12 protein-coding genes are annotated in these 12,176 nt (G+C 69.3%); 2 read left to right on the top strand and 10 right to left on the bottom strand.

Annotation, left to right across the window (positions count from 1 at the left end; all coding sequences use genetic code 11):
• Positions 1–4 precede the first annotated feature (4 nt).
• The 9 genes from DAA40_RS08670 to DAA40_RS08710 all read right to left on the bottom strand — a co-directional run bounded on the left by DAA40_RS08670 (position 5) and on the right by DAA40_RS08710 (position 9,561).
• A complete protein-coding gene (locus tag DAA40_RS08670; protein WP_106849371.1) occupies positions 5–2,284 on the bottom strand; it encodes a bifunctional (p)ppGpp synthetase/guanosine-3',5'-bis(diphosphate) 3'-pyrophosphohydrolase in 2,280 nt (759 codons plus the stop codon).
• 44 nt (positions 2,285–2,328) lie between these two features.
• The gene (locus tag DAA40_RS08675) at positions 2,329–2,889 is read right to left on the bottom strand and encodes an adenine phosphoribosyltransferase (RefSeq protein WP_106849372.1); all 561 of its coding nucleotides are present in this window, start codon (positions 2,887–2,889) and stop codon (positions 2,329–2,331) included.
• The gene (gene secF / locus DAA40_RS08680) at positions 2,886–4,262 is read right to left on the bottom strand and encodes a protein translocase subunit SecF (protein WP_106849373.1); all 1,377 of its coding nucleotides are present in this window, start codon (positions 4,260–4,262) and stop codon (positions 2,886–2,888) included. Before secF ends, DAA40_RS08675 begins: the two co-directional genes overlap by 4 nt.
• A complete protein-coding gene (gene secD / locus DAA40_RS08685) occupies positions 4,259–6,010 on the bottom strand; it encodes a protein translocase subunit SecD (protein WP_106849374.1) in 1,752 nt (583 codons plus the stop codon). Before secD ends, secF begins: the two co-directional genes overlap by 4 nt.
• Before the next feature lie 27 nt (positions 6,011–6,037).
• On the bottom strand, positions 6,038–6,424 hold the full coding sequence (yajC, locus tag DAA40_RS08690; protein WP_106849375.1) for a preprotein translocase subunit YajC: 387 nt from the start codon (positions 6,422–6,424) through the stop codon (positions 6,038–6,040).
• Positions 6,425–6,523: 99 nt separating this feature from the next.
• The gene (ruvB, locus tag DAA40_RS08695; RefSeq protein ID WP_106849376.1) at positions 6,524–7,558 is read right to left on the bottom strand and encodes a Holliday junction branch migration DNA helicase RuvB; all 1,035 of its coding nucleotides are present in this window, start codon (positions 7,556–7,558) and stop codon (positions 6,524–6,526) included.
• 16 nt (positions 7,559–7,574) lie between these two features.
• Complete coding sequence (gene ruvA / locus DAA40_RS08700; protein WP_106849377.1) at positions 7,575–8,198, bottom strand: Holliday junction branch migration protein RuvA; 624 nt, start codon at positions 8,196–8,198, stop codon at positions 7,575–7,577.
• Complete coding sequence (gene ruvC, locus DAA40_RS08705) at positions 8,195–8,725, bottom strand: crossover junction endodeoxyribonuclease RuvC (RefSeq protein ID WP_106849378.1); 531 nt, start codon at positions 8,723–8,725, stop codon at positions 8,195–8,197. Before ruvC ends, ruvA begins: the two co-directional genes overlap by 4 nt.
• An 83-nt stretch (positions 8,726–8,808) precedes the next feature.
• Entirely contained in the window at positions 8,809–9,561 is a 753-nt protein-coding gene (locus tag DAA40_RS08710; RefSeq protein WP_106849379.1) for a YebC/PmpR family DNA-binding transcriptional regulator, read from the bottom strand.
• A gap of 144 nt (positions 9,562–9,705) precedes the next feature.
• Here DAA40_RS08710 and DAA40_RS08715 point away from each other — a divergent pair, with 144 nt between their 5' ends.
• Complete coding sequence (locus DAA40_RS08715) at positions 9,706–9,930, top strand: hypothetical protein (protein ID WP_106849380.1); 225 nt, start codon at positions 9,706–9,708, stop codon at positions 9,928–9,930.
• 1 nt (position 9,931) lies between these two features.
• Here the strand turns inward: DAA40_RS08715 and DAA40_RS08720 are convergent, their stop codons facing one another.
• Complete coding sequence (locus DAA40_RS08720; protein ID WP_199849669.1) at positions 9,932–10,624, bottom strand: YitT family protein; 693 nt, start codon at positions 10,622–10,624, stop codon at positions 9,932–9,934.
• 62 nt (positions 10,625–10,686) lie between these two features.
• Here DAA40_RS08720 and DAA40_RS08725 point away from each other — a divergent pair, with 62 nt between their 5' ends.
• The gene (locus DAA40_RS08725) at positions 10,687–12,150 is read left to right on the top strand and encodes a PLP-dependent aminotransferase family protein (protein ID WP_106849382.1); all 1,464 of its coding nucleotides are present in this window, start codon (positions 10,687–10,689) and stop codon (positions 12,148–12,150) included.
• The last annotated feature ends 26 nt before the right edge of the window (positions 12,151–12,176 follow it).

Genomic DNA, 12,176 nt, shown 5'->3' on the forward strand with positions numbered 1-12,176 from the left:
CCGGCTACTCCGTGACGCGGTAGGCGTCATAGACGCCGTTGACGCTGCGGATGTTGCGCAGCACGTTCACCAGGTGCTTGGCGTCGGCCAGCTCGAAGGTGAACCGGCTGGTGGCGATCCGGTCCTTGCCGATCTGCATGTTCGCCGACAGGATGTTGACCTTCTCATCGGAGATCACCCGCGTCATGTCCGAGAGCAGTCCCTGCCGGTCGAGCGCCTCGACCTGGATGGCGACCAGGAAGACCGCCTGGGCCCCGGTGTCCCACTCGACCTCGATCAGCCGCTCGGGTTCGCTTCTCAGCGCCGCGGTGTTGCTGCAGTCCACCCGGTGCACGCTCACCGCGCCGCCGCGGGTCACGAACCCGAGGATGGCGTCCCCAGGGACCGGGGTGCAGCAGCGGGCCAGCTTGACCCAGATGTCGCCATGGCCCTTGACCGTGATGCCGGTGTTGCTGGCCTCGCGGCGCGAACGCTTGGTGACCGGGAGATTGTCGCTCTCCTCCTGAGCGGCGGCGCTCTCCTGCGCCTGCTTCGACAACGCGGCGACGATCTTGGCGGTCACGCTCGTGGCGGACACGTGGTTCTCGCCGATGGCGGCGTACAACGCGTTGGGGCTGTCGTAGGACAGCTTCGTGGCGACCTCTTCGATCGCCGTGCCACCGAAGGCCCGCTTGAGCGGGACGCCGGCCTTGCGCATCGCCTTCGTCAGCGCCTCGCGGCCGTTCTCGATGGCGTCCTCGCGCCGTTCACGGGCGAACCAGTGGCGGATCTTGGTGCGGGTCCGCGGCGCGGCGACGAACTGCAGCCAGTCGCGGGACGGCCCGGCCGCGTCCGACTTCGAGGTGAGGATCTCGACGATGTCGCCGTTCTCGAGGGTGGAGTCCAGCGGCACCAATGAGCCGTTCACCCGTGCGCCGACGCACCGATGGCCGACCTCGGTGTGGACGGCGTACGCGAAGTCGACGGGCGTTGCGCCGCCGGTGAGGTGGATGACGGCGCCCTTGGGCGTGAAGGCGAAGACCTCCCCGGAGCTCAGATCACCCTTGAGGGTGTCGATGAAGTCGCCGGACTCCTTGGTCTCGCTCTGCCACTCGAGCATCTGGCGGACCCACTGCATGTCGGCCTTGCCCCCGACACCGCCGGTGTCCTTATAACGCCAGTGCGCGGCGATGCCGTACTCGGCCAGGCGGTGCATCTCGTGGGTGCGGATCTGCAGCTCGACCGCCCGGCCCCGGGGGCCGACGAGGGTGGTGTGCAGGGACTGGTAGTGGTTGACCTTCGGGGTGGCGATGTAGTCCTTGAACCGGCCCGGCATCGGCGTCCACGTCGAGTGCAGCAGGCCCAGCGCGGCGTAGCAGTCGTGGACCGAGTCGAGCATGACGCGGACGCCGACGAGGTCGTAGATGTCGTCGAACTCCCGCCCCCGCACCACCATCTTCTGGTAGATCGAGTAGTAGTGCTTGGGCCGGCCGGTGAGGGTCGCCTTGATGCCGGACTCCTTGAGCTTGTGCTCGACCTCCTTCATGAACCCCTCGAGGAAGGTGTCGCGGGACGGTGTCCGCTCGGCGACCAGGCGGGCGATCTCGTCGTAGCGCTTGGAGTGCAGCGTCGCGAAGGCGAGGTCCTCGAGCTCCCACTTGACGGTGTTCATGCCCAGCCGGTGCGCAAGCGGGGCGAGCACCTCTAAGGTCTCGCGGGCCTTCTTGGCCTGCTTGGCCGGCGGGAGGTGGCGCAGGGTACGCATGTTGTGCAGCCGGTCGCCGAGCTTGATGACGAGCACGCGGGGGTCCTTGGCCATCGCCAGCAGCATCTTGCGGATGGTCTCGGCCTGGGCCGCGTCGCCATACTGGACCTTGTCGAGCTTGGTGACGCCGTCGACCAGGTGGGCAACCTCGTGACCGAAGTCCGAGATGAGCTGCTCGAGCGTGTACTCGGTGTCCTCGACGGTGTCGTGCAGCAGGGCGGCCACCAACGTGGTGGTGTCCATACCGAGGTCGGCGAGGATCACCGCGACCGCCAGCGGGTGGGTGATGTAGGGATCGCCCGAGCGGCGGGTCTGCTCGCGGTGATGGAGCTCCGCGGTGTCGTACGCGCGCTGCAGCACCTGCAGGCCGGCATCGGGGTGGTGGGTGCGGTGCGAGCGCACCACCGGCTCGAGCTCGGTGCGCACGCCGTACCCGCGCGGGTTCGGCGCGAACGCCCGGACCAGGCGGTTGCGTACCCGCCGTCGCCTGGTCGACTGCAGGTCGGCGCTCGTGGTGGAGCGCGCCACGGTCTCACTCATGACGCCCCCTTCGCTCGCGCTGGCCGAAGTACTCAGTCTACGGCTCAGGCCGTCCACGCCGCCTTGAACGGCACGTCGTTGTCGCGGAGGATCTTCGCCCCGCCAAGGGCCTCGATCTCGAACAGCACCCAGGAGTCGACGATCTGCGCACCGAGCCCGCGCAGCAACGACGCCGCCGCGACCATGGTCCCACCGGTGGCCAGGACGTCGTCGATCAGCAGTACTCGCTGCCCGGGCCGCACCGAGCCCGCGCGGACCTCGATCGTCGCCTCGCCGTACTCGAGGGAGTAGGTCTGGGTGACCGTCGGCGAGGGCAGCTTGCCGGCCTTGCGGATCGGCAGCACTCCGGCGCCGAGCCGGTAGCCGACCGCGGCGCACAGCAGGAAGCCGCGGGCCTCGATGCCGGCGACGGTCTCGACCCCGCCTTCCTCCTCGATCACCTCACACATGAGGTCGACGACCTTGGTGAAGGCCGGGCCGGTGGCGAACAGCTTGGTGAAGTCCCGGAAGAGCACTCCCGGGACGGGAAAGTCCGGCGTCTCGTGGCAGTGGGTGCGCACGAGCTCCTCGAGCTCCAGCGCGCGGGTGGTGCTCAGCTGCGTCATCGTCGTTTCTTCCGATCTCGCTGCGGCTTGGCGCCGGGCCGGGGTGCGGTGCCTGCTCGGCGTACGACGGCCCGTTCCGCATCGTCGTCGACGGGAGACGCGCCGGCGTCGGTGAGCGTATCGGACGCAGCGTTGGTGGCGCGGGCGGAATCCGGGCTGGACTTCGCGGCCGCCCGGGCTCTCGCCTTGGCCTTGGCCGAGGTCTTGCGGGACGGGTTGCCGGGGGTCTTGGTGGTCCCGCGAGCCCGTCGCGCCTTGACCTTGTTGGTCAGCTCGACGAACTCCGGACGGCGCTCGGTCAGGTCGGCAGCGATCGGCGCGGCCAGGAAGATCGAGGAGTAGATGCCCGCGGCCATGCCGATCAGCAGCACCAGGGCGAGGTCCTTCAGTGTGCCGACTCCGAGAATGCCGGCGCCGACGACCAGCAGGGCTGCGACCGGCAGCAGCGAGATGACGGTGGTGCTGATCGAGCGCATCAGAGTCTGGTTGATGCCGAGGTTCGTCGCCTCGGAGAAGGTCATCCGGCTCCCTGCGAGCAGTGGCCGGGTGTTCTCATCGACCTTGTCGAAGACCACCACGGTGTCGTACAGCGAGAACCCGAGGATGGTCAGCATGCCGATCACGGTGGCCGGTGTCACCTCGAAGCCGATGAGCGCATAAATGCCGGCGGTGACCACGAGGTCGTGCAGCAGCGCGGCCATGGCGCCGATGACCAGCTCCCACCGGTAGCGGAAGCGCAGGAACACCGAGACGACGACGAGGAAGACGACCAGGGCGATGATCGCCTTGCGCGAGACGTCGTCACCCCAGGTGGCGTCGATCGACTGGACGCTGACCTGGGCACGCACGGTGTCGTCGGTGATCTCGGTGCCGGCTGCGTTGAGCCGGTTCTCGATCTCGCCGCGGAAGCTGGCGGCAAGATCCGCGGCGATCGCGTTGGCGGTCTCCGGCGACACCGCGCCGGTCTTGACCAGGATCGAGGTTGCCTCGCCGGTGCCGACCACCTGCGTGGTGGCGATCAGCGCGGGTTCCTCGTCGTCGGGCAGCTCGGCGTTGGCGGCGTCCAGCCCGTCCTGGACGACCTGGGTGGCCTGGTCCTGGGCGGCCGCCGACGCGGGCACCTCGAAGGTGTTTCCACCGGCGAAGTCGATGCCGAAGTTCAGGCCCTTGATCCCGATCAGGGCGAGGGTGCCGACCACCAAGGCGATGGCGACCCCGTAGATGACCTTGCGGATCCCGATGAAGTCGAATCCGGCCTCGCCCGTGTAGAGCCGGTGGCCGAAGCTGCCGATGCCCTTCTTGGGCGCCTTGTTCACGAGGTCCTGGCGGTCTGCCGCCGCGTCGTCGGCGATCGCGGTGCTGCGCTTGCTCACTTAGTGGCCCCCACTTCGCGCTCGGACTCGGCCTGCTCGCGGGCGGCGCGCCGTGCGGCTGCACGCTCCTTGGCCGAGCCCGTGCCCACGCTGCGGGCGGCCGTGGACTCGACCCGGCCGGAGCGCACCGCCTGCCCGAGTCCCGACACCAGCGGTGAGGAGAAGGTGTTGAACCGCGAGAGCCAGGACACCAGGGGGTGGGTGAACAGGAACACGACCACGAGGTCGAGGACGGTGGACAGCCCGAGCGTGAAGGCGAAGCCGCGGACCTCACCGACGGTCAGCAGGTACAGGATGACGGCAGCGAGGAAGCTGACCATGTCCGCCGAGAGGATCGTCTTGCGGGCGCGCTCCCAGGCCCGCGGCACGGCCGAGCGCATGGATCTGCCGTCGCGGACCTCGTCTTTGAGCCGCTCGAAGTACACGACGAATGAGTCGGCGGTGATGCCGATGGCGACGATGAACCCGGCGATGCCGGACAGCGTCAGGGTCAACCCGACTCCGCGCGACAGCAGCACCAGGACGGCGTATACGAGCGCGCCGGAGATGAGGAGGCTCGCGACGGTGATCAGGCCGAGCAGCCGGTAGTACAGCAGGCAGTAGATGACCACCAGCCCGAGGCCGATCAGGCCGGCGAGCATGCCCGCCTTCAGCTGCTCCATGCCGAGCGTGGCCGACACCGAGCGCGCCTCGGACTGCGTGAAGGTCAGCGGCAGCGCGCCGTACTTCAGGGAGTTGGCGAGGTTCGCGGCCGTCTCCTGCGTGAAGCCGCCGGTGATCTGAGTGGTCCCGTCGATCCGGTTGTTGATCTGCGGCGCGGACAGCACCCGCTGGTCGAGCACGATCGCGGTCTGGGCGCCGATGTTGGCTGCAGTGTAGTCCGCCCACGCCTCGCGGCCGGCGTTGTTCAGCTCGAGCGAGACGACCCAGCCCTGGCCGGTCTGGGTGTCGAAGCCGGAGGTCGCGTTCGTGATCTGGGTGCCCTTGAAGATCACCGGGCCGAGGATGTACTTCATGCCACCCTCACCGCAGGCCACCATGAACTGGTTCTCACCGGGCTGGGTGGGGTGGACGTTGACCTTCGCGCAGTCGAGGGTCGGCGCGATCGCGGCGGCCTCCTCCTGGGTGTCGGCGCCCTGCTGGATGCTCTGGGTGCCGTCGGTGCCCTCGGTCGGTCCGGGCTCGGCCGCTTCGGGCGTCTCCGGGGCGGCACTCTCCTGCGGAGCCTCGGGGGCCGCGCTCTGTCCATCCGCGGGCGCCGCATCGGTCGGCGCGGCATCGGTCGGCGTGGCATCGGTCGCGTTGGCCTGCGCCGCGTTCGGGTCGCTCGCCGCAGGGTCGGTGGCGTTCGGGTCGGCTGACGGGTCGGCGGGCGCCGATCCGACCACGGAGCGCATCTCCAGCAGGGCCGTCGCGCCGAGCTGGTGGATCTGCTCCCCCGCGCCACCCGGCACCGAGATGATGATGTTGCGATCACCCTCGGTGGTGACCTCGGCCGAGGCGACGCCCATGCCGTTCACCCGGTCCTCGATGATCTGGCGCGCGACCTGCAGGTCCCCGCCGGACGGCGCGTCGCCGGACTCGGTCACCGCACGAAGGGTCACCGTCGTCCCGCCGCGTAGGTCCAGCCCCAGCTTGGGAGTGTGGTCCTTGCCGCCGAGGAACACCCCGGCGTAGAGCGCGGCCAGCAACGCCAGCAGGACGAGGAAGTACCGCGCTACCGGCTGATAGCCGTGAGGTCGAGCCACATCTACTACTTTCGGTCCGCGGGTGCGTCAGCGCTCGTCGACCGGCGATGCCGGCGGCTCGTCCCGCCCGTCCCGGTCGTCGCGGCCGATGATGTCGTCACCGGGCTGCTGGGCGCCGCTGCGCTCGGCCTCGGTCTCCGCGCGCAGGATCGCGTGCGTGACCACCGTCGTGACCACGCCCGGGGCGATCTCGACCTCGGCGCGGCCGCCGCCGATGCTGCGGACCGTGCCGTAGAAGCCGCTGCCCAGCAGGACCCGGGTGCCCGGGGTCATCGAGGTGATCATCGCGGCCTGCTGCGCCATCTGCTTCTTGCGGCTGCGGAACATCAGAAACAGCATGCCGGCGATGAGAACCAGCGGCAGAAGCAAGGTGAGCTGCGAAGCGAGGCCGGTCTGTTCGGCGGCGAGAAGCACGGCGGTTGTCCTAGCGGTGGGAGTCAGAGAAGGCGGCCAGCGGACGTCGGGGTGGCCCGCGGGCGCCAGCAAACCATCCTAGGTTACGTCACGTGCGGATCAGAACAGCGCGTGCTCGTCGGGCGGCATGGTGATGCCCACGTGATTCCAGGCCTGGCGGGTCGCCACCCGGCCACGCGGGGTGCGGGCGAGCAGCCCGGCGCGCACCAGGAACGGCTCGGCGACCTCCTCGACGGTCTGCACCTCCTCGCCGACGGCGAGCGCCAGCGTCGACACTCCGACCGGGCCCCCGTTGAACTGCCGCACCAAGGCCTCGATCACCAGGCGGTCCAGACGGTCCAGGCCCAGTTCGTCGATGTCGTAGACGTCGAGAGCGGCGCGCGCCACGTCGCGGTTCAGGTGCCCGTCGGCGCGGACCTGCGCGAAGTCCCGGGCGCGGCGCAACAGCCGGTTGGCGATACGCGGGGTGCCACGGCTGCGCCGAGCGATCTCGGTGGCTCCGCCAGCGTCGATGTCGATGCCGAGCAGGTCAGCGCTGCGCCCGATGACCTTCTCAAGCTCCTCGTCGGCGTAGAAGTCCATGTGCGCGACGAAGCCGAACCGATCGCGCAACGGACCGGTGAGCAGTCCCGACCTGGTGGTCGCACCCACGAGCGTGAAGGGCGCGACATCCAGCGGGATCGCGGTGGCGCCCGGCCCCTTGCCGACGACGACGTCGACGCGGAAGTCCTCCATCGCGATGTAGAGCATCTCCTCGGCGGGGCGGGCGATGCGGTGGATCTCGTCGATGAACAGCACGTCTCCCTCGTCGAGGGTCGACAGCATCGCCGCGAGGTCACCGGCCCGCTCGATCGCGGGCCCGCTGGTGATCCGGATCGACGCGCCGAGCTCCGCGGCGATGATCATCGCCAGGCTGGTCTTGCCCAGACCCGGTGGGCCCGACAGCAGGATGTGGTCCGGGGGCTGGCGGCGTGCCTTGGCGCTGTCGAGCACGACGCCGAGCTGCTCGCGGACCCGCACCTGACCGACGAAGTCGGCCAGGGTCTTCGGGCGCAGCGAGGTCTCGACGTCTCGGTCGTCGATGTCGGCGTACGGCGAGACGATCTCGGGAAGCTCGTCGGGGTGCTCGGTCATGACCTGGCCAGTATGCCTACTTGCTCAGCGAGCGCAGGGCGGCGCGCAGCAGGACGGCGACCTCCACCCGCCCGTCGCGCTCGATCGCCTCGGCCGCCTGCGGCTCGAGGGCGTCGACCGCACCCTCGGCCTCACCGCTCGACCAGCCCAGACCCGTCAGCGCACCAAGCAGCTGCTCGCGCCATGGTGCGACCGGGGCGATCGGAGTCGGCTCGCCGCCGGGCGTCGCGGGTGCAGCGAGCATGCCGACCTTGTCGCGCAGATCGAGGACCATCCGCTCGGCGCCCTTCTTGCCGATGCCCGGGACCCGGGTCAGCACGCCGATCTCGCCGAGCGAGATCGCAGCGCGCACCTCGTGCACCGGAAGGGTCGAGAGCACAGCCTGCGCGACCTTCGGTCCGACGCCGTTGGCAGTCTGCAGCAGCTCGAACAGCTCACGCTCGTCGTCGTCGGCGAAGCCGTACAGCGTCAACGAGTCCTCACGCACCACGAGGCTGGTAGACACGTTCGCCTGCTCTCCGACGCGAAGCCGCGCGAGGGTGCCCGGAGCGCAGTGCACGAGCATGCCCACCCCACTGACCTCGATGACAGCGGCGCTCGGGCCCAGACTGCGGACCGTTCCGGTCAGCGAGGCGATCATCGGCCTCCCGCCTTCGCGCCAGCGGCCGCCAGCGCCTGCTGGTAGCGGCTGACCGCGGCCCCGCGCCAGATGTGGCACGTGGCGATGGCGAGCGCGTCGGCGGCATCCGCCGGCGTGGGGGGATCCGGTAGGCGCAGCACGCGGGCGACCATCAGCTGCACCTGGGCCTTGTCTGCCCGGCCCGAGCCGGTCACGGCGGCCTTGACCTCGGACGGGGTGTAGAGGAAGACCGGGACTCCCGCCTGGGCCGCATGCAGCAGGACGACGCCGGATGCCTGCGCGACGCCCATGACGGTGCGAGTGTTGTGCTGGCTGAAGACCCGCTCGATGGCGACCGCCTGGGGGCGATAGATCTCGATGTGGTGCTGGATCGCCTCGGCGATGAGCACGAGCCGTTTGGCGACCTCGAGGTCGGAGGGCGTGCGGGTGACGGCGTGGTGCAGGTGCACCAGCGGCTTGCCGGCGCGTCCTTCGACGACGCCGAGACCGCACCGGGTCAGCCCGGGATCGACCCCCAGAACTCTCATCCGACGCCCTTTCTCGCACACCTGTTCGAGATGTCAGCGTAGGTCATTCAGCGGCCCCGGCCCGGCCGAACACGCCGGGGAGGTTAGTGGTCGATCTGGGCCATGACCTCGTCGGAGACGTCGAAGTTGGCGTAGACGTTCTGCACGTCGTCGCAGTCCTCGAGCGCCTCGATGAGCTTGAAGACCTTCTGCGCCGGCTCGGCTTCGAGCGGAACGCTGACGCTCGGCAGCCAGCTCGACTCGGCCGAGTCATAGTCGTGACCGGCCTGCTGCAGGGCCTCGCGGACGCCGACCAGGTCGGTCGCCTCGCTCACGACTTCGAAGGACTCCCCCAGGTCGTTGACCTCCTCAGCGCCGGCATCCAGCACGGCCTCCAGGACGTCGTCCTCACCGAGGCCGTTCTTGGGCAGGATCACCACGCCCTTGCGGCTGAACATGTAGGCGACCGAGCCCGGGTCGGCCATCTGGCCGCCGTTGCGGGTCATCGCCGTGCGCACCTCGCTGGCGGCGCGGTTCTTGTTGTCGGTGAGGCACTCGATGAGCATCGCCACGCCCGACGGCCCGTAGCCCTCGTACATGATGGTCTGCCAGTCGGCCCCGCCGGCTTCCTCACCCGCGCCGCGTTTGCGCGCGCGCTCGATGTTGTCGTTCGGCACCGAGTTCTTCTTGGCCTTGGTGATCGCATCGAACAGCGTCGGGTTTCCGTCCGGGTCGCCACCACCAGTGCGGGCCGCGACTTCGACGTTCTTGACCAGCTTGGCGAACAGCTTGCCTCGCTTGGCGTCGATCACGGCCTTCTTGTGCTTGGTGGTCGCCCATTTGGAATGCCCGCTCATGCGCCGCCCTTCTGTGTCGCGATTCGCGCCGGCCGGGCGCGTGAAAAGAACACGCGACAGGGTACTCGATGGCGGCGCCTACCGCCCAGTGCCGCAATAATCCGAGCATGGACCAACACCTTCCGGACGAACGCCGGTGCCGCGGTGCTCGCCGAGCTGCTGCGCGGGCACGGGACTGCCTGTGAGGTGACCTCCTCTGCGGACGGCGCGACGTTCACGGTCGACCAGCAGGCGTCGGTGTTCGTTCGCCCCGGCTCGTCCGAGGTAGTCGCGCAGATCTGGCAGCGTCTGTTCGAGGGCGCGCTGGCGTGCCATGGTCACCGGCTCACGCTGCAGCGTCACGGCCTTCACTGGGTGGTCTGCGCCTAGCTCACGACCCCTCCGGAGCGTCGTTCGGCCCGGCCGGGACGGACGATCGCAAGCCCTCGATCGCCACCCAGGGAAGGAACAGCTGCACGAGCGGGCCGATCGCCAGGGCGAACAGCACGGTGGCGATGCCCACCGTGCCGCCCAGCAACCAGCCGATCGCCAGGACGCTGAGCTCGATCAGGGTACGCATCAGTCGGATCGAGCCGAACCCGCGCTCGTGCAACCCCATCATCAGCCCGTCTCGAGGGCCGGACCCAAGTCCAGCGCCGATGTAGAGCGCCCCCGCGAACCCGACACCCGCCACACCGAAGACGATCTCGGGGATCCGGATGGCGAGCAGCTCGCTCGGCGGCACCACCCACAGCGTGAGATCGGCGGCGATTCCCACCCAGACGGCGTTCGCGATCGTGCCGATCCCGAGTCGCTGCCGTAGCGGGATCCAGAGCGCTATGACCAGCAGTCCGACGATCACCAGCACCGTGCCGAAGCTGAGCCCGGTGCGCTTGGCGAGGCCCTCGTGCAGCACGTTCCAGGGGTCCAGGCCGAACGCCGCACGTACCTGCATCGCCATGCCGATGCCGAACAACGAGAGACCTGTGAACAGCTGGATGGCGCGGCGCGGCCACCGGTCGGCCGGCACGGGCAGGAAGACCCGCGGCAGGGTGGCCTTCATAGATGGGAAGGCGTTGATCACTCGTCCACCCTGTCGGCATACTGGACTGGTAATCCATATCCACCTGGAGAATAGTGGCCTGAATGTCCAGCAATGTGCGCCCATCTGCTGTCGTTCTCGGCGCGCTCATCGGGGATTGGCATTCGGCGTCCGGCCCTGCCTACCGCCAGCTCGCGAGCGCGATCCGTCAGGCGGTCCTGGACGGACGGCTGTCGATCGGGGCACGGCTGCCCGCCGAGCGTGAGCTGGCCGCAGCGCTCGGCGTGTCGCGGACGACGGTGGCCGGCGCCTACTCCGCGCTGCGCGACGAGGGCTGGCTGGCCAGCCGGCGCGGCTCGGGCAGCGTCATCACGGTCAGCAGCGGGAACTTCTACGAGAACGGCCTGATTCCGGCGCGCACGCCGGTCGACCCGGACGCCGACATCATCGACCTGACCACTGCGGGCCGATACGCACCGCACGATCTGCTCGATGATGCAGTCGACCGCGCCGTCGAACGAATGCGGGCGCTCTACCGGACCGACGGCTACTTCCCGATGGGCATCGGCGAGCTGCGGGAGCGGATTGCCGATCGCTACACGGCGGACGGCGTCGACACGTCCGCCGACCAGATCCTCGTGACGAACGGGGCCCAGCACGGCTTCTCGCTGGCGTTCGGCGACCTGAGCCATGCCCTCGACCGCGTCATCATCGAGTCGCCCACGTACCCGATGGCGCTGGACCTGATTCGCTATCTGGGAAGGGTCCCCGCTCCCGTTGGTCTGCTGCCCGGCCATGAGCAGCCGTGGATGCACGACCTCATCCAGTCCGCCTTCCGGCAGAGTGCGGCCAGCACCGCCTTCCTCATCCCGGACTTTCAGAACCCCACCGGTGCGCTGATGGACGCCGCCACCCGGTCGGTCGTCATGGAGGCTGCCGACCAGGCCGGCACCTCGGTCATCGTCGACGAGTCCTTCCGGCTCATGGCCCTGGACGAGCTCGAGATGCCCCCGCCGATGTCCTACTTCGACACCAGCGGCTCGGGGGTGTCGATCGGCTCACTATCGAAACCGGTGTGGGGTGCCCTGCGGATCGGGTGGGTCCGGGCAGGGCCCTCGGTAGTGGCGCGTCTGGGCGTCGCGCGGGCGCTGGGCGACATGTCCGGTTCCCTCCTCGACCAGCTGATCGCGCTCGAGCTCATGGACCAGCTCGACACGCTGGTCGCGGACCAGGTGGCGCGGCTCCGGGTAAGCCGTGACGTCCTGGCGGGGGCGATCGCCGATCTCGCTCCCGACTGGGACGTCATTCATCCGCCCGGCGGCGCGACGATGTGGGTCCGGCTGCCGCAGGCAGTGGCCACCGACGCGGCGCGGATCGCTCCGCGCTTCGGTGTGGTGATCGTCCCGGGAACCCGGTTCGGACCGGACGGGACGATGGACAACTACCTTCGGCTACCGCTGACGCTCGAGCCGGATCGCCTACAGGCAGCGGTTCCCCGAATCCTGGCCGCGGTGGAGGCCGCAGAGGCCACCTCCCGGCCGGCCGGTATAGACGGCTGGCTCACCTGATCCGTTACGCCCTTGCCACGATGGTC

It is taken from the genome of Blastococcus sp. Marseille-P5729 (assembly GCF_900292035.1).
Lineage (GTDB): Bacteria > Actinomycetota > Actinomycetes > Mycobacteriales > Antricoccaceae > Cumulibacter.

Coding starts and splice junctions, on each gene's coding strand:
- DAA40_RS08710 (WP_106849379.1), bottom strand. CDS start 9,561: ATGAGCGGGCATTCCAAATGGGCGACCACCAAGCACAAGAAGGCCGTG.
- ruvA (WP_106849377.1), bottom strand. CDS start 8,198: ATGATCGCCTCGCTGACCGGAACGGTCCGCAGTCTGGGCCCGAGCGCC.
- ruvB (WP_106849376.1), bottom strand. CDS start 7,558: ATGACCGAGCACCCCGACGAGCTTCCCGAGATCGTCTCGCCGTACGCC.
- DAA40_RS08725 (WP_106849382.1), top strand. CDS start 10,687: ATGTCCAGCAATGTGCGCCCATCTGCTGTCGTTCTCGGCGCGCTCATC.
- DAA40_RS08670 (WP_106849371.1), bottom strand. CDS start 2,284: ATGAGTGAGACCGTGGCGCGCTCCACCACGAGCGCCGACCTGCAGTCG.
- DAA40_RS08675 (WP_106849372.1), bottom strand. CDS start 2,889: ATGACGCAGCTGAGCACCACCCGCGCGCTGGAGCTCGAGGAGCTCGTG.
- ruvC (WP_106849378.1), bottom strand. CDS start 8,725: ATGAGAGTTCTGGGGGTCGATCCCGGGCTGACCCGGTGCGGTCTCGGC.